This is a genomic window from Burkholderia sp. USMB20, assembly GCF_000949135.2.
In the GTDB taxonomy this organism is placed as follows: Bacteria; Pseudomonadota; Gammaproteobacteria; order Burkholderiales; family Burkholderiaceae; genus Burkholderia.
This window is the reverse complement of sequence record NZ_JTAN02000021.1, coordinates 475329-491511: the sequence shown is the minus strand read 5'-3', so window position 1 is coordinate 491511 and position 16183 is coordinate 475329. Positions and strand designations below refer to the sequence as shown.

General features: G+C 65.6%; 13 protein-coding genes. 2 read left to right on the top strand and 11 right to left on the bottom strand.

Features of this window, described 5'->3' with window-relative positions; genetic code table 11:
* Nucleotides 1-114: 114 nt before the first annotated feature.
* Complete coding sequence (locus PL79_RS32490) at nucleotides 115-1560, top strand: NAD-dependent succinate-semialdehyde dehydrogenase (RefSeq protein ID WP_044843122.1); 1446 nt, start codon at nucleotides 115-117, stop codon at nucleotides 1558-1560.
* Between the two features lie 139 nt (nucleotides 1561-1699).
* Here PL79_RS32490 and PL79_RS32485 read toward each other — a convergent pair whose 3' ends face one another.
* The 7 genes from PL79_RS32485 to PL79_RS32455 all read right to left on the bottom strand — a co-directional run bounded on the left by PL79_RS32485 (nucleotide 1700) and on the right by PL79_RS32455 (nucleotide 10841).
* Nucleotides 1700-2569, bottom strand: coding sequence for a 4Fe-4S dicluster domain-containing protein (locus tag PL79_RS32485; protein ID WP_044843123.1), 870 nt, complete (start codon nucleotides 2567-2569; stop codon nucleotides 1700-1702).
* A 10-nt stretch (nucleotides 2570-2579) separates the two neighbouring features.
* Nucleotides 2580-5558, bottom strand: a complete 2979-nt coding sequence (locus PL79_RS32480) for a molybdopterin-dependent oxidoreductase (RefSeq protein ID WP_044843124.1) — start codon at nucleotides 5556-5558, stop codon at nucleotides 2580-2582.
* 54 nt (nucleotides 5559-5612) lie between these two features.
* Nucleotides 5613-6350 carry an OmpW/AlkL family protein gene (locus tag PL79_RS32475; protein ID WP_044843125.1) on the bottom strand — a complete coding sequence of 246 codons (738 nt, stop codon included), beginning with the start codon at nucleotides 6348-6350 and terminating at the stop codon, nucleotides 5613-5615.
* A gap of 115 nt (nucleotides 6351-6465) precedes the next feature.
* On the bottom strand, nucleotides 6466-8460 hold the full coding sequence (locus PL79_RS32470; protein WP_044843126.1) for an acyl-CoA synthetase: 1995 nt from the start codon (nucleotides 8458-8460) through the stop codon (nucleotides 6466-6468).
* Nucleotides 8457-9413 carry a fumarylacetoacetate hydrolase family protein gene (locus PL79_RS32465; RefSeq protein WP_044843127.1) on the bottom strand — a complete coding sequence of 319 codons (957 nt, stop codon included), beginning with the start codon at nucleotides 9411-9413 and terminating at the stop codon, nucleotides 8457-8459. Before PL79_RS32465 ends, PL79_RS32470 begins: the two co-directional genes overlap by 4 nt.
* Before the next feature lie 36 nt (nucleotides 9414-9449).
* Nucleotides 9450-10520 carry a VOC family protein gene (locus PL79_RS32460; protein ID WP_044843128.1) on the bottom strand — a complete coding sequence of 357 codons (1071 nt, stop codon included), beginning with the start codon at nucleotides 10518-10520 and terminating at the stop codon, nucleotides 9450-9452.
* 12 nt (nucleotides 10521-10532) lie between these two features.
* Nucleotides 10533-10841: a hypothetical protein gene (locus PL79_RS32455; protein ID WP_044843129.1), complete on the bottom strand. Its 309-nt coding sequence runs from the start codon at nucleotides 10839-10841 to the stop codon at nucleotides 10533-10535.
* A 149-nt stretch (nucleotides 10842-10990) separates the two neighbouring features.
* Between PL79_RS32455 and PL79_RS32450 the strand changes: the two genes are divergently transcribed.
* Complete coding sequence (locus PL79_RS32450; protein ID WP_044843130.1) at nucleotides 10991-11740, top strand: TetR/AcrR family transcriptional regulator; 750 nt, start codon at nucleotides 10991-10993, stop codon at nucleotides 11738-11740.
* A 146-nt stretch (nucleotides 11741-11886) separates the two neighbouring features.
* Here the strand turns inward: PL79_RS32450 and PL79_RS32445 are convergent, their stop codons facing one another.
* The 4 genes from PL79_RS32445 to PL79_RS32430 are packed head-to-tail and all read right to left on the bottom strand — an operon-like array spanning nucleotide 11887 to nucleotide 16130.
* Nucleotides 11887-12453 carry a TetR/AcrR family transcriptional regulator gene (locus PL79_RS32445; RefSeq protein ID WP_235879367.1) on the bottom strand — a complete coding sequence of 189 codons (567 nt, stop codon included), beginning with the start codon at nucleotides 12451-12453 and terminating at the stop codon, nucleotides 11887-11889.
* Nucleotides 12454-12462: 9 nt separating this feature from the next.
* Entirely contained in the window at nucleotides 12463-13164 is a 702-nt protein-coding gene (locus PL79_RS32440) for a PqiC family protein (protein ID WP_044843132.1), read from the bottom strand.
* Nucleotides 13161-14756, bottom strand: coding sequence for a PqiB family protein (locus PL79_RS32435; protein ID WP_044843133.1), 1596 nt, complete (start codon nucleotides 14754-14756; stop codon nucleotides 13161-13163). The genes PL79_RS32440 and PL79_RS32435 overlap by 4 nt, the downstream gene beginning before the upstream one ends.
* Nucleotides 14757-14795: 39 nt before the next feature.
* A complete protein-coding gene (locus tag PL79_RS32430; protein ID WP_044843134.1) occupies nucleotides 14796-16130 on the bottom strand; it encodes a paraquat-inducible protein A in 1335 nt (444 codons plus the stop codon).
* Between the last annotated feature and the right edge of the window lie 53 nt (nucleotides 16131-16183).

Sequence of the window (16183 nt, the reverse complement as noted above, 5' to 3'; positions counted from 1 at the left end):
TCGTCGAACATTGTGCCGGGTGCGGGGCGCCCGGTGGCGCAGCTCTTTCTGTCAACCGGCGTGCGGCCGTTCGCGGCCGCGCGCGTTTTATCGACGTAAAACTGGGGTGTCTGGATGGCTAACGTGACTTATACGGATACGCAACTGCTGATCGACGGCGAGTGGGTCGACGCCGCGAGCGGCAAGACGATCGACGTCGTGAACCCGGCGACGGGCAAGGCGATCGGCAAGGTGGCTCACGCGGGCATCGCCGATCTCGATCGCGCGCTGGCCGCGGCGCAGCGCGGTTTCGAAGCATGGCGCAAGGTGCCCGCGCACGAGCGCGCGGCGACGATGCGCAAGGCGGCCGCGCTGGTGCGCGAGCGCGCCGACACGATCGCGCAGCTGATGACGCAGGAGCAGGGCAAGCCGCTCACGGAAGCGCGTGTGGAAGTGCTGTCGGCCGCCGACATCATCGAATGGTTCGCGGACGAAGGCCGCCGCGTGTATGGCCGGATCGTGCCGCCGCGCAATCTCGGCGCGCAGCAGACCGTCGTGAAGGAGCCGGTCGGACCGGTCGCGGCGTTCACGCCGTGGAATTTCCCGGTCAACCAGGTCGTGCGCAAGCTGAGCGCCGCGCTGGCGACCGGCTGTTCGTTCCTCGTGAAGGCGCCGGAAGAAACCCCGGCATCGCCGGCCGCGCTGCTGCGCGCGTTCGTCGACGCGGGCGTGCCGGCCGGTGTGGTCGGTCTCGTGTACGGCGATCCGGCGGAAATCTCGTCGTACCTGATTCCGCATCCGGTGATCCGCAAGGTGACGTTCACGGGCTCGACGCCGGTCGGCAAGCAACTCGCGGCGCTCGCGGGCCAGCACATGAAGCGCGCGACGATGGAGCTGGGCGGCCACGCGCCGGTGATCGTCGCCGAGGACGCGGACGTCGCGCTGGCGGTGAAGGCCGCCGGTGGCGCGAAGTTCCGCAACGCGGGCCAGGTGTGCATCTCGCCGACGCGTTTCCTCGTGCACAACAGCATCCGCGACGAATTCACGCGTGCGCTGGTCGCGCATGCGCAGGGGCTGAAGGTCGGCAACGGCCTCGAGGAAGGCACGACGCTCGGCGCGCTGGCGAACCCGCGCCGGCTGACCGCGATGGCGTCGGTCGTCGAGAACGCGCGCAAGGTCGGCGCGAGCATCGAGACGGGCGGCGAACGGATCGGCTCGGAAGGCAACTTCTTCGCGCCGACCGTGATCGCGAACGTGCCGCTCGAAGCGGACGTGTTCAACAACGAGCCGTTCGGCCCGGTCGCGGCGATCCGCGGTTTCGACAAGCTCGAGGATGCGATCGCCGAAGCCAATCGCCTGCCGTTCGGGCTGGCCGGCTATGCGTTCACGCGTTCGTTCGCGAACGTGCACCTGCTGACGCAGCGCCTCGAAGTCGGGATGCTGTGGATCAACCAGCCGGCGACGCCGTGGCCGGAAATGCCGTTCGGCGGCGTGAAGGATTCGGGCTACGGGTCGGAGGGCGGGCCGGAAGCGCTGGAGCCGTATCTCGTCACGAAGTCGGTGACGGTGATGGCGGTCTGACGACCGGGTGGTCGCGTGCGTGCCGCCGTTTGGGCGGTGCGCACGCCGCATGGCGTTGCCGAGAGCGGGGTGTTTCGCCCGGCCTTGTTTTTTCTGATTCGTTCACCGTCGGTCACCGCGGCGTCCAGTCTCGCCCGGATCACGAGCACTCCATCGCCACGGCGTTTGTCGATTGACTGAGCCTGATCTCGCCCAGGTAGGCGCTGTCGCCCAATCTGCACTCGCGCCAGGCATTGCCGCGGGCATGCCGGATTTGGACTCGGTAGAGGCCGCTGCCCCTGGCCAGGCCGTCGAACCGGAAATCGCCGAAGCCGTCCGAGACGGTTTCGGCTACCTGCCGATTACCTGCATACAAGGCGACGACCGCATCCGTGACACACTCGACCACGTCTCCTGCCTGGGCACTGACGCTTCCACCGACGAAGCACGTTTCCCACCGCTCGAGGCCGCTGTACCACACGCGGGGCTTCGTGCTCAGGTTGGGTCGCAATACCTTGAGTCCCTCGCGCCGGGCCTTCTCGGCCATCGCCGTGTCATCGAGCTTGACCGTCTCGAAGACATCGGTGGGGCACGACTGCTGACAACGCGGGCGGGACCAGCCCTGGTCGAGCAAATGCGCATCGAAGATCCAGATCTGCGGCAGTTGCAGCTCTTCGTTCCACACGATCGCCTTGTAAGGGCACGCCTTGACGATGTCCTTTCGGCCTCGCGCCTCGTCCGGATCGATGATGACGATGCCGTCGGCGCGCTTGCGAATGGCGCTGCCGCCCACACGCATGCAGGGCGCGTCGTCGCAGTGGTTGCACATGACCGGCAGATAAGTGGTCTCGATCATGTGCGAAGCACCCTGTACACGACGCAGGATGCGGATGGGGCTCTCGGCACTGGCCGAAGCGGGTGCCGCGTAGCCGGGGAAGTCATTGCCGACGTGCTCGTCCCGCGCGGCGATCACACAGTTCTGGCAGTTCTCGCAACGGCCGACGTTGATGATCAGGTTCCACTTGCTCATTTGACATTCCTCACGCTGCGCGACCGAGCATGAATGCTTCGGCACCGCGCCATTTCTCGACCTGCACCAGGCAGGAATTCGGGCTCATGCTGCTGGTGCCGGCGGTCTGCGGCCGATCGGGGGTCAGCATGTTCATGCAGCCGCCGATCTCGACTTGCTCGCCATCGATTTCGATCAGCTGAAATTCAGCGCTCGCCTCGTAGGATTTCACCACTCCGGCGTTCACCAGGGGCGAGACATCGGCCGCACAGATCACGGCGCCGCGGTCGTTGTGTACTTTGACGAGATCGCGATGGGCGATGCATCGAGCAGCGGCGTCTGCCGGATTGAGCCTCAGCAGCCAGAACCGGTGCCCCGCGATCAGCGCGCGATGATCGTCGATGCCGTTCACGGCAGAATTCTTTCCGTCACCGTGGGTATGAAAGCTGTAGCGGCTGTGGGTGGCGATCAGTTGCAGCGGGTAGCGCCGGGCCAGGTCCGAGCGCAACCCCTCCCAGGAGGGGATATATCGGTTGAGCGGGGGGCGCTCCGGATTGTCCGCGGTGTGCCGCTTCAGCAACTCGGGCACGAACTCCAGCTTGCCGCTCGGCGTCTGCAGGCCCTTGCCGAACCGTTCCGAGAACTGTGACGGCAGGGGATGAGGTTCCGGCAGGTCCTTCTTCCTGTCTTCCGCAAACCAGCGCATATCCACGGGATGGCGCAGTTCGGGCTTTTCGGGCGGCACGACGAAATAGCCCTTGCGGCAAAATTCGCGCCACGAAATGTGATCGGGCAGATCCGACGAGTCGAAGACGCGCTTGACCCAGTCGAGATCCCCGCAGCCTTCGGTGAAAATGCCACCCAGGCCCAACCGGGTCAGGATGGCAGTGAAAATGTCGTAGTCGGAGCGGGACTCGCCCAGGGGTTCGATGCACTTGTGCTGCAGCGTCAGCATGCGATGGTTGACCGTGCCATACCCGTGGTGGGCGTAGCCGCCCGAATTCGCCCATTCTCCGATGTCCCAACGCTCCAGCGAAGTGCACGCGGGCAGGATGATGTCGGCGAACTGGGCTTCGCCTTCCATCCAGATCGACTGATTGACGACGAACTCGATGCTCGAGTGCCGGTAGGCCTGCGTCCAGCGTCCGGAATTCGTCACGGTACTGAACGCGGATCCGCCGTAGCGATAGATCATGTGGATCGGCGAATAGCCGGGCATCGGGTACGTGAACGGCGCAAACTGGGCTTCCTGGGACATGCCGTCCCAGAGATAACCGGTGGCGTGACCGTTGAGAATCGCATCGGGCATCTGCTGTCGCGGCACCATTTGCTTGACGGGATTCATGGTCAGGATATGCGGCATGCGCTGGTAGTTGTCCACCGCATTGGCGGTCCACGCCAGGTCGCCTGAAATGCCGCCGTCCGCGTAGCCGGGGAAGTAGAACTGGAGATCGTGCGGGACGCCGATTTCGAGGCAGCCGAAATTCACCCCCGGCTTGCCCCAGCCCTGCATGGACATCATCATGATCATGCAGCGCGCCCATTGCGCGCCGGTCGCCCCGCGGCCCGCGCCGCCGAATCCCGCGCCGGTCATCCCGACGGCGAGATGCACCTTCTTCTTCCCCCACAGGCGCGCAAGCGCACGGGCGTCCTTGGCCGGCACGCCGGTCTCGCTCTCCTGCCACTCGGGCGTCTTGGGGGTACCGTCGGTTTCGCCCAGAAGGTAGGCTTTCCAATCGTCGAAACCGGTCGTGCGCGTCGCGACGTAATCCTTGTCGTACAGGCCCTCCACGGTCCAGACGTACATGATGGCGGTCGCCAGCGCGGCATCGGTTTGCGGCCGGATCGGGATCCAGCGGCCGCCCAGCAGCTGTGCGGTGGGATTGCAGTGCGGGTCGATGTGAACGAACTCGATGCCGAGCTCCTTGGCCCACAGGCGGCGCGGGGTTCCCTCGAATCCTGCGTAGGCCCCGTTGGTACTTTCGGGGTCGCAGGACCAGAAGACGATCATTTCGGCCTCCTTGAGACCGTCCTCGAGGCCGCCGTAGCCGGCGGGCACGCCGACGCGCATCGAGTTGCCGAAATGATGCATGGCCCCCCAGTACCAGCCTTCCCAGCTGTCCGGATTCGCGGCCACCCGGGTGAAGCCGATCAGGTTGGCGAAGCGCGTCAGCGCGCTGAGGTAGTAGCCGACGTTGCCCCACTGGTGGTGGGACGACATCGGGAACGTGATGGAACCGGGGCCGTGAACACGCTTCTGCCGGTTGATCTCCTTGGCGACGATGTCCAGGGCCTCGTCCCAGCTGATGCGCACATAGCCGGACTTGCCCCGGTTCTGCGGATTGCGCTCGCCGTCCGGGTCGAAGTCGACCCGTTTCATCGGGTGAAGGATGCGCTTGTCGGAGTAGACCAGCGACTTGAGGGTCAACGCGTGGGGCGCGACCAGTCCGCGCCGTGGCGGGCTGAAGCGGCGTCCACGTGCCTCGATCACCCAGCTTGACGCATCCGTATCGTCCAGCTCGATGGGCGTCACGCGGACGATGCGGCCATCCTTGACGTAGACGAACAGGGGGCCGCCATTGGTACAGGTGGTGTAGCGTCGGGTGCCGTCGCGCATGGGCGTGCCCATCGTCAGGCCGACCGTGCGCATCACGCTCAGGGTTTGCATGAGCCAAACCAGCAGTTCGTCCTCGCCCTCGGTGACCACCTTGAAGTTCTTGGCGGCGTGGACGATTTCGCCCTGGTCCGGGTTCGGGGAAAGGAACTTCAGGGCGGTGGCGACGTCCTTGAAGGCCATGCGCACATCGGGCCGCGCATGCTTGCCGGCGCGCGACCGAATGCGGCCATTCCTGAACTCGATGGCGCGACCGATGCTTTGATCCATGAGCCCGATCCACGCGACGAGATTGCGCTCCTTGAGGCGATCGCGATAGGCGGGGAAGCGGCGCGCCGTCAGGTCCAGAACCTTGGGCAATGCAAAAAGAATGGTCTTGAGAGCCTGTCGTTTCATCGTTCGATCCGAAGTGTTGCTTCCATGCAGGGGGCTGGCATCGGGGCGCACCCGCTAGAACGTGTAAGCGACGTTCAGGAAAACGTTGACGGGATTGAGTCGGAGCGTCGATGTGGAAACGATCTGCGTGCCGGTCGCGGTCTGTCCGTATAACGTGAGGTGGGTCTTCACCGGCATGTAGCCGACGGAAGCACCGACCGACCAGTGTTTGGTCATCGCGTAACTCGCCCCGAGCTCGAACACCGGGTTCCACGATGAACTGAGTGTCGCGCGCGCCGAGCCGCCCGGCCCGAAGCTGTCGGTGACGAACTGGCGATTGGTCGCCCGAACCTGGGTGAACCACGTGTAGTTGACGCCAAGTCCTACGTACGGACGGAATTTCGATTCAGCTGAAAACAGGTGATATCGAAGTTCGATGGCGGGCGGCATCGGCCTTGTCGTGCCGAGGGTTCCGTACTTCTGCAACGTCCCGTCACCGACCAGATTGACTGTCAGTGGCAGTCCGAACAGCATGGCGACACCAATGTTGTCGGTGACGTAGTACTCGGTGGTGATGCCCATCGTATCCGTCGAGCTGGCATGCGCCCCGGTACCACCCATTTGCTGATTCACCGTTACGCCGCCGACACTTTGCACGGTCAGGGGCGTCGCGTCGCCCTGGGGCGCGACGTGCAGCCATCCAACCGACGTAGTGATGCTTCCGGCCGTCTGCGCATCTGCGTTGTCGGCAAGTGCAGCCGTGCAGATGCAGACCATCGCACCTGCGAAACTCGTCGTTCGCCTCAATTTCATTTTGCGTCTCCTCTGTCTCGGTCCGATTAAAGAACTACAGTTGCTTTGGATACCTTATTGATAGTGACAAGCCGCTCTCGGAATTTGTGTTGTCGCGGCTAGTCGCGCGCCTCCGTCACCGCAGATCTGTCGCTGCCGGACCGGACGACCGAATGGGTTCCGCTGCGAACGAGATCGAGAACGCAAACGGAAAACGCCCCAGCACGAAGCGCGCGGCAGTCTCGAGCCCGGGATTGCTCAGCTCGACCGAGACCGACATTCCGCCGGAACCACTGGTCGAGACGTCGACTGATGCGCCGGGCGCTCCGCCCTGGTCCAATGCCGCGCGGAGTGCGTCACTCGTCTCGCGGCGCTTGAGTTCGGGTTTGAATATCTTGCCGACGCCGGTGAGCGGGATCGTCTCGACGATTCGGACGTGCTTGGGCAGGGCGGCGCGTTCCGCGATCTCCTGCTGCATGAACACTTCCAGATCGTGTTCGCTAGCGGTCATGCCCGGCTTGAGCTGAACATACGCGACCGGCAACTCACCGGCATAGGCATCGGGGCGCCCGATCGCCGCTGCGATCTGGACTGCCGGGTGTCGATGCAGCGGTTCCTCGATCGTCGCCGGGTCGATATTGTGTCCGCCGCGGATGATCAACTCCTTCTTGCGGCCGGTCAGCCAGAAGTAACCGTCGATGTCGCAGCGGCCGAGGTCGCCCGTGTTGAGCCAGCGCTTGCCGTCGCCGAGATCGAGCCACAGGGCCTCGTTCTGGTCGGCACGCGTGTAGCCGGTGAACACGTTCGGCCCGGAGATCACGAGCAATCCTTCCTCGTTAGCCGCGCAGTCGCGCAGATACCGTCCCGCATCGTCCACGACGACCGCCTTCATCGCCTGGAAGGGGATGCGAAGCCCGATTGATCCCAGCCGACGCTCGCCGTTCGGCGGGTTGACGCTGCTCACGCACGTTCCTTCGGTCAGGCCGTAACCTTCGAGAATCCGGATGCCCGTTTTTTCCTGGAAGGACCTGAAGACGCCGACCGGCATCGGCGCGGCACCGCACAGGCCGTATTCGAGCGAGTCGATGACATGATCCTCGGAGGGAATGTCGAGCAGCGAAGCATAAAGCGTCGGGACGCCACTGAAGAAATTGATGTGGTGATGTTCGACGATTTCCCAGAAGCGTTTGACGACGCCGTCGCCCCGGTAACCCTGCGGTGTGCCGAGCACGACATGGGCACCGCGCGAGAACGGCAGGAGGCCGGTCACCATCGCGGCGTTGACGTGAAAGAGCGGCAAGCCGCAAAAAGTCGTTTTGCCGGGGCCGATACTGTCGCCGAAGAACCGGCCGGCGCTCCAGGCATTCGCCACTTCGTTGCCGTGACTGCGCATCGCGATTTTCGGCAACCCGGTGGTTCCACCGGTACAGAAGTAAGAGGACATGTCGCCGGGTTGAATGCGGCGCGCATTGTCGAGCGCCGTACCGGATTCGTGCGCGATTGCCGTACCGAAGTCGTGGATCTGGATGTGCGCAGGCACGGCGCTGCGCAAACCGCCAGCGCCGTACAACTGCGCACACGCGTCGTGCTGGAGCGTGCGTGCCGCCGATTGCGCCATGCCCCGCACGCGATCGGCCAGGTTGACCAGCACGAGATGCCGCAGCGGCTCGACCTCATGAAGGATGTCCGCGACTTTTTGCCAGAGATCGGTCCCGGGAAATGGCGCGAGCGTCACGAGCACGCTGGCGCCGGCGGCTTTGAGCAGCTGACCGATCGCTTCGCCTTCAAGCAGCGGATTGATCGCGCATACGATGCCGGTTGCCTGTCCGCCCCAGATCACGAAATGCGTTTCGGGCAGATTGGGCAGCACATAAGCGATCACCGACTGCGAATTCACACCGAGGCGCGCGAACATGTTGGCCGTGCGCGTGATGTCGCGAACCAGCTCGCGGTAGGTCCAGCACTCGGCGTCGCGGTGCGCGTCGGCGGTCATGAAAAAGGAAAGGGCGGGGGCGGACGGATCGATGGCCGCACCGGCGCAGATCATCTCGTACGTGCTGGCCGGAAGGTCCGGCGGAAGGCCCGGCGCTTCGATCGCCAGCACGTCGTCTTGGGTCGCGATGCCGTTCATGCTGCTTCGTCCACGATCTCGTTACGTTGCACGCCCAGGTCGATCGATCCGTCGCGGCTCGCGATCCTGGCTTCGACGATGTCTCCGGCCTTCAGATACTGCGCGCGCCCCGCCTGCACCTTCATGAACATCTTCCATTTGACGGATTCGGGGAAAAGCGCGACGGCCCGCTGCTTGAACGGCGACGGGATGCTGAGTGCGCAACCGGCCGGCGTGCCGGTCGCGAGCAGGTCGCCGGCGCGAAGGTCGTGCACGCCCGACAACTCGGTCAACGTTTCCGCCGGACCGTAGACGAGGTTCGATGTCGAGTCCTGCTGGCGCACCGCGCCGTTGACGGTCAACGTCAGGTCGAGCGCCTTCAGCTTCGGGAAGTCATGCCGCTCGAGCAGGCACAGATAGGGGCCGACCGGGCCGAACGTCCGGAAGCTCTTGCCCTTGTAGAACTGCATCTGCGGGATCTGGACATCGCGCGCGGAATAGTCGTTGACGATCACGGTGCCGGCGACATAGTCGTGCAGGTTCGCGTCCGTGATCTGCCGATGAGACGTGATGTCGCGTTTGAGGATGAGGCCGAGCTCGATTTCGTAGTCGAGAAACCGGACGTGCCGGGGTTTCACGACTCGTGAGTCGGCGGCGACGATGCAACTCGTCGCCTTCGTGAAGATCATGTTGAACTTTTTCGCGTCCGGATCCATGCCCGATTCGATCATGTGGCGACGGTAATTCGCCCCCTGGCAAACGAACTGCTGGTTGGCGGTCACCGGTGACAGCCACTCCACGTCCGACTCCGGAATCGTCGGTCCGTCGAGCGAGACGAGTCGTTCAACCGGATTCGCCGCGAGAAAGCTCGCGGTTGTCTCGAAGTCGCCGGGAATCGGCGTGACGGCGCCGTTGGCGACCACGCCCCATTGGGCGCGGCCATGATGCCGGAAGTGCAGGACATGCAGTGACATGAATGATCTCTCGTGAGTCGAATGGGCGGTTGGGGATCAGGCGAACAGCTTCGCCAGGGTCAGCAGCTTGCTGACCGTCAGATCGGGACTGCGGCGCAGGTTGCGGAACAGCGCCGCAAGGCTCGACGGCGTGAGCCGGGGCTTCGTGAAGCTGCGCGGCATCGTCGGGCCCCACTGCGCCATCGCTTCGCGGCTGACCGCGTGCACGCCCGTCGGCTCGTCGGCCGTGAACAGGTCGCCGTCGCAATAGTGTTCGTGCTTGTCGCCCCACGGGTCCTGCCAATAATCGAAGATCTGGCTGCCGAGAATGTGTCGGCCGATGCCCCACGCGTGTGCCCACCCGTTGTCGCGGAGCGTGCGCTGGCCCATGCCGACGGCATCGGCGTCGACCAGTTCGTACGCGCTATGGCTATAAGTCGGCACGAACCCCTGGGCGAGCGCGAGCGTATGGTGGTCGGCCGGCCGGTCGCCGAGATCGAGCCGCATGAAGGCAACCGCGGGTGAGCCGTCCGGCAGCACCTGGACATCGCTGGGGATGAACCCGAAATGTCGCGTGTACCACGCGCAGGTTTCCTGGTAGTCGGCGAGTTCGAGCACGACGTGTCCGAGCCGAATGACTTCAGGCGCGCTCGCCGGCGGCCGCTGCGTTTCGTTGATCCGCAACGGCGTGTCGACCGAGTTGAATGAAAGCGCGGCACGATGCGGCAACGTGTCGGCCCGGGTCTGGCCGGCAATCGCGTCGACCCGAAAACCCGACGGATCGGCGAGCCGCACCCGGAGGCCGCCGCCTGGCCAATCCGATGCCTCGATCTCCGACGCGCCAGGGATTTTGGCGAGCGCCTCGAGATCGGCACGACTGTCGACCTGCAATCCGAAGCCTACGAAGCGGGCCTTCGGCGCGTGGCGAACGACATAACAGAAGTGTGCGCTGCCGGTTCCGCGCAGCAGCAATTGCGTGTCATCCCGCAGCACCGTTCGGAGACCGAAGTCGTTGAGAAAGTGCTCTGCTTCGTCGAGATCGGGGCGATCGAAGATCAGATAGGCGAGCGCCGATGCCTTCGTCGTGGGGTGCGGGTGGCGAGCCGGTTGTGTGGTGGTCAGTTTCATGGCGGATGACAATCAGGCAGGTCGAATGACAATTGCGAAGGCGGGCGCCGTCGCATCGAGGGGCTTGCCGCGCAACGGCGGGCATGCAATCTCACCGTCGCAGGACATCACTGGCCGGACCACGAATGTCGCGAGGTCGCTCGTCGATTTCGCATGGGAGCGGCGCGCCTCGCCGCCGGCGCCGTGACTGGCCGAAAAATGGCCCGATGCGGCGCCGACCGGCGTGAATCCTGCGATCAATACGCCGAGCATCGAAGGCAGCCCGCACTTCGGCGACGCGTGCGAGCTGTTGTGAATGGACGCGCTGGCGCCCGTGTGCATGTGTGTCTCCACCGTATCTCCATTCGTCGTTCGATCGGTTCTCGAGGCCGTGTTCTGCCGTCCTTGATGACATTAAAATCATAGATGATGACTTTGTCAATGTAGACGTTTGAATCTATACTTGGGCACGAACAAGGATCGAAAACGTCATGACGAATACACCGAGCCGCCGCACACCAAAGCGCTCCGCTCCGGAAGCATCCAGTCCCGCGGTCGCCGAAGAGCGCGAGCCGCGTGGCGCGCGCCGCAAGCGGGAGACCCGTGCCCGCCTGCTGGATGCCGCGCTCAGACTGATGGCCGAGAAGGGCATGGAAGGCGTCGCCATCAACGAAATCACCGAGGCCGCCGACGTCGGCTTCGGCTCGTTCTACAACCACTTCGAATCGAAGGAGGCGATCTACGCGACCCTCGTGGAATCGGTATTCGAGGAGTTCGCGGATTCGCTCGATCGCGTGGCCAGCGGCTTGTCCGACCCGGCGGAAATCATTTCCGTCTCGGTGCGACATACGCTGATGCGCGCGCGGCGCGAGCCGGTGTGGGGACACTTCCTGATACGCGAGGGCTTTTCGGCGCGCGTCCTGACGCTCGGCCTGGGTCAACGCCTGCTGCGGGACATGGAGCGCGGTATCGCCGAGAAACGCTTCGTGGTCGCCGACCCATTCGTCGGCTTCCTTTCGGTCGGCGGTACGGTGCTGACCGCGATTGCCGCCGAACTCAACTTCGTCGCTCCGGGCGCACCGGCAGCGGGTGTCCTGAAGGAACTCGGCTTCAGCGGAGAGCACTTTCCGGAACGCACGGCGGCGACGCTGCTGCATACGCTGGGGCTCAAGCGTGCGGAAGCCGAGAAGATCGCAAGCCGGCCGCTGCCCGTTGTGGATGCGGCCGAGACGGCGCAGTGACGTAATGGGGTGACGCAGGCGGCGGCCAAGCCACCGCGTGCGCTCGTGTGGTACCCGGCCGCTAACTCGGGCGCCGGGCCTGGCGTGCACCGTTCAGCCCGCGCACGCATCGCGGTGTCCTGGGTCAGCTCTTCGTGCCGTGCGTACTACGCACCGGCACGCATCAGCGCAACGCCGAGCACTGCCGCGCATTCGGCCGACGATGGCATGCGCTCCGACGCGTCTGCCGTATCGCTCGCCGCAGCCGGCGGCGCCGGCTCGGCGTGCAGCCGGTCGACGATCTGCCGGATCCCGGCATCGCGCAGCGCGTACAGGTGCACCTCGACCCACAGCGGGAAACATTCCCAGCCGGCGGCGATGTCTGCGGAGCCGGCGGTGTGGGAGCCTCGGTGCTCATGCGCTGCCGGCCGCATTTTCGCCAGTAATTTCGGGCGGTCGCGACGCAGGATTTCGATCAACAGCTCGCGCTTGTGCCCGAAGTTCGCATAGTACGCGCCGCGCGTATAGCCAGCGCGTTCGACGATGTGCTCGACGGTCGTATCGGCGAAGCCGTTCGCGATGAAGCATTCGCGAGCGGCGGCGATGAGCCGTTCGCGGGTGTCGAGCCGGCGCTGCATACGGGTGAGGCGGGCGGGTTTCATCCTGGGCTGTCCGTGCAGTGGAAAGGGCTGAAGCGGCGCGATATCGCGCCGCGGGAAATGTCGCGTCGTCACGGCGCAGATTCAATCGTCGAGCGCGTCCGGCGCGCCGCGATCGACAGCGGGGGGCGTGATCGGGCGCCCGGGTGCGCCCGCGCGGCAATCGGCCGGCGGCGCGGCATGCGCGGCCGCCGCGCGAATGCCCGCGGCGATCCCGAGCGCGAGCGCATCGAGCGCGCGACGCTGCGCGTCGACGAGTGCTTCGTAGCCCGTCGACGCACCGGACCGAACGATGCTGCGGCACGTCAGTGCCGGCTGTCCGGACCCGGAACTCACACTCCACGTCGCATCGAGCAGCACGTGCGATGCCGGCCAGGATTCGATTCGCTGGACGTCCACCGCGACCCGGTAGACGGGCGCGCCGTCCGGGTGGGCGACGCGATGAACATCGATCGTGCCGAGCCGGGACGCGACGCGCGTCGACAGTCCGCCGCGCATCTCGTCGCCGAGCGGCGCGGCCCAGCGCTCCTGCTCCAGGATGTCGGCCCGATCGGGGCCGCGTTGCACGACGAGCCGGTTGCCGTCCGCAGGCGCCACGACGTGCACGGCCTGGATGTCGATCAGCCAGGCGGGATGCGATGCGGCGGCCGCGGCACCCGCATCGTCCGCCACCGCGAGGGTATGGAAATGCACCGGCGGCGACGCGCACGCGCTCAGCACCGCGAGTGCGACGGACGTCGCGATGCGCGCCGGCATACGGAGACGACCGAACGAACGCGCTTTCATTGGCGGTCTCCCTTCTTGCCGAACAGCAGCGATTCGGGATGACGTTCCAGATAGTCCGCAAGCGCATTCAACGACTGCAGCGTTTGCGTGAGCGACTGCATCGCCTCATGAACGTCCGACTGCATCGGCGAATTCTGCCCCAACGTCGACTCTGCCGCGCTGAACGTGCGTTGCGCGGCGGCCAGCGTGTCGCGCGCCTGCGGCACGACCTGCTCATCGAGGTGACCGAACAACTGGTTCGCATGCGCGAGCGCGCCGTTCAGATTGTTGCCGATCCGGTCGAACGGCACCTGATCGAGCTTGCGCGCGATGTCGGCGATCTGCACCTGCAGTTCGTCGAGCGTGTTGGGCACGGTCGGCAGTTCCACCGGCGTGCGGCGCGCGTCCACGCTCGCGTGCGGCGCCTTCGGGAACATGTCGAGCGCCACATAGAGCTGACCGGTCAGCAGGCTGCCGGTACGCAACTGCCCGCGCAGCCCCTGGAGCACCAGGTGCTCGAGCAGTTCGTGGCCGCCGGCCGTATCGGGCGCGGGCAGCGCCGTATCGCTGTGTCGGCTCAGTCGCGACGGATACAGCGCCATCGCGACCTTCATGCTGAAGTTGCGCGTGTGTTCGTTGTACTCGATCCCGATGTTCGTGACCTGACCGAGCACGATGCCCCGCAGATCGACCGGCGCGCCGACCGACAGCCCGCGCAGCGACTGGTCGAAGCGCATGACGACCATCAGCGGCGTGCCGTCGGGGTCGCGCATCGCGTCGGCTTCGTCGGGGGCGAGCCGGAACGGCGTGTTGTCGGCTGCCTGCGGCGCGTCCGCTTGTCCGGGCGGCGACTGAAACGCGAGACCGCCGACGATCACGGTCGCCAGCGACTGCGTGTTGAGTTTCAGGCCGCTCGAATCGAGCCGAAGATCCACGCCGCTCGCGTGCCACCAGCGCGTATTGACGCTGACGTACTTGTCGTAGGGCGCTTTCACGAACGCCTGAACGTCGACGCCGGTACCGTCCTTGTCGAGCGAGAATCCCACGACCTGACCGACCTGCACATGCCGGTAGAACACCGGCGAGCCGATGTCGACCGAGCCCAGCGAGTCGCCGTGCAGCAGAAAGCGTCGGCCCTGCTGGTCCGTGGTGACGGCGGGCGGCGTCTCGAGACCGGTGAAATCGGTCTGCTTCTGCGACGAGCGGCCAAGATCCGCGCCGATGAATGCGCCGGAGAGCAGCGTGCCGAGGCCGGAAATGCCGGTGGCACCGACGCGCGGTCGAACGACCCAGAAGCGCGTGTCGCGGTTCGCGAAGCGCGCGGCGTCGTGCGTCAGCTGAATGCCGACGACCACGCGCTTGAAATCAGGGGTGAGCGTGATGGTCTGGACGGAGCCGATATCGACGTCCTTGTAGCGGACCTTGGTCTTGCCGGCTTCGAGGCCCTCGGCGTTGGCGAACGTGACCGTGATCGCCGGACCGTTGGCGGTGACGGTCCGGATCACGAGCGACAGCCCGATCAGCGCGCAAACGAGCGGCACGATCCAGACGAGAGACGGGATCCAGCGGCTGCGCGGCCGGATCTCGGGTGGCGAGAAATCGAAAGAAGACATCGTTTTGGAATTCGAAATAAAGCGGGCGCTTGCGCCGGTTCAAGGTTGGTGATGGGCGGCGGCGGGGCGGGGCGCGCCGTCCCAGATGAGCCGAGGATCGAACTGCATCGACGCGCACATGGTCAGCACGACCACGGCGCCGAACGCGAGCGCGCCGGGGCCGGGCGTGATGTCGGCGAGCGAGCCGAAATGCACGAGCGCGATCGTGAGCGCCACGACGAATACGTCGAGCATCGACCAGCGGCCCACGCGCTCGACCAGCCGATGCAGCCGGGCTCGTTCGAGCGGCCGCCATTGCACGCCGCGATGGGCGGCGATCGCCTGGAATGCGAGGGCCGCAAGTTTGAGCATCGGCACGAGCACACTCGCGATGAACACGATGACGGCGAGCGCCCAGTCGCCGGACGTCCAGAAGTACGCGACACCGCCGAGGATCGTGTCGTCCTCGGCCCGGCCGAGCGAGGTCGCGTGCATGACGGGCAACAGGTTCGCCGGGATATAGAGCAACGCAGCGGCAGCGACGAGCGCGCCCGTGCGCGCGATGCTGTGCGGACGGCGCGCGTGCAGCGGCGATCCGCAGCGCGTGCAGCGCTCGCCGCATGTGTGTGCCGGCTGCACGCGCGCGCAGAGGTGACAGGCGATCCATCCCGCGGCGCGGGCCGTCATGCCCGCCGATCCGCTGCTTTCCGCGGCCCGGGGCGCAGCATGTCGCGTCGTGTCGGGGCGGGGCGGTTTCGTACGGTCGGCATCGCCTGGCCGCAGTGCGACGAGTTCGTCGTGCGCTTCCCACAGTCGGGCCGGTTCGATCGTCGACAGCACGCAGAGCATCACGGTAAGCCCGGCGAACGCGAATAGCGCGGGCCCGGCAAGCACGTGTGCGAGGCTCGTCAGTTTGACGATCGTGATGAGCACGCCGAGCATCAGCACCTCGACCATGCTCCACGGCCGCAATCGGTGAATGCCGCGCAGCACTTGCGCGAAGTGGCGCGGTACGCGGCCCGCGCGCAACGGCACGAGCAGGTACATCCATGCGGCCAGCTCCAGTATCGGAAACAGCATCGTCGTGCAGAACACGAGCGCGGCCACCAGCGGCTGACCGTTCGACCATAGCGCGCGAACCGCGTCACCGAGCGTCGCATGCGACGCGATGCCGGCCGCATCGAGCGCGACGATCGGAAAGGCCTGCGCGACGCAACACGTCACCAGCGCGGCGACCGTCAATGCGCACAGCCGGTCGAGCGAGCGGCGGCCGTGCGCCGCACCGCTCACGCGAGCGTGGCATCTCGGGCAGTGCGCCGTCAGCGCGCGCAGGCGCGGCGGACGCTGAATCAGCAGGTCGCATTCGTGGCAGGCGACCAGGTTGTCGGATTTCATCGGGAATCAACCATGCGGGTAATGAAGGCGCGGCGCCGCGCGATGCACGGTAC

Excerpts from the sequence above, each read along its gene's own strand:
- PL79_RS32490 (WP_044843122.1), top strand. The coding sequence starts at position 115 with ATGGCTAACGTGACTTATACGGATACGCAACTGCTGATCGACGGCGAG.
- PL79_RS32485 (WP_044843123.1), bottom strand. The coding sequence starts at position 2,569 with ATGAGCAAGTGGAACCTGATCATCAACGTCGGCCGTTGCGAGAACTGC.
- PL79_RS32470 (WP_044843126.1), bottom strand. The coding sequence starts at position 8,460 with ATGAACGGCATCGCGACCCAAGACGACGTGCTGGCGATCGAAGCGCCG.
- PL79_RS32435 (WP_044843133.1), bottom strand. The coding sequence starts at position 14,756 with ATGTCTTCTTTCGATTTCTCGCCACCCGAGATCCGGCCGCGCAGCCGC.
- PL79_RS32450 (WP_044843130.1), top strand. The coding sequence starts at position 10,991 with ATGACGAATACACCGAGCCGCCGCACACCAAAGCGCTCCGCTCCGGAA.
- PL79_RS32480 (WP_044843124.1), bottom strand. The coding sequence starts at position 5,558 with ATGAAACGACAGGCTCTCAAGACCATTCTTTTTGCATTGCCCAAGGTT.
- PL79_RS32430 (WP_044843134.1), bottom strand. The coding sequence starts at position 16,130 with ATGAAATCCGACAACCTGGTCGCCTGCCACGAATGCGACCTGCTGATT.
- PL79_RS32475 (WP_044843125.1), bottom strand. The coding sequence starts at position 6,350 with ATGAAATTGAGGCGAACGACGAGTTTCGCAGGTGCGATGGTCTGCATC.
- PL79_RS32440 (WP_044843132.1), bottom strand. The coding sequence starts at position 13,164 with ATGAAAGCGCGTTCGTTCGGTCGTCTCCGTATGCCGGCGCGCATCGCG.
- PL79_RS32460 (WP_044843128.1), bottom strand. The coding sequence starts at position 10,520 with ATGAAACTGACCACCACACAACCGGCTCGCCACCCGCACCCCACGACG.
- PL79_RS32465 (WP_044843127.1), bottom strand. The coding sequence starts at position 9,413 with ATGTCACTGCATGTCCTGCACTTCCGGCATCATGGCCGCGCCCAATGG.
- PL79_RS32455 (WP_044843129.1), bottom strand. The coding sequence starts at position 10,841 with ATGCACACGGGCGCCAGCGCGTCCATTCACAACAGCTCGCACGCGTCG.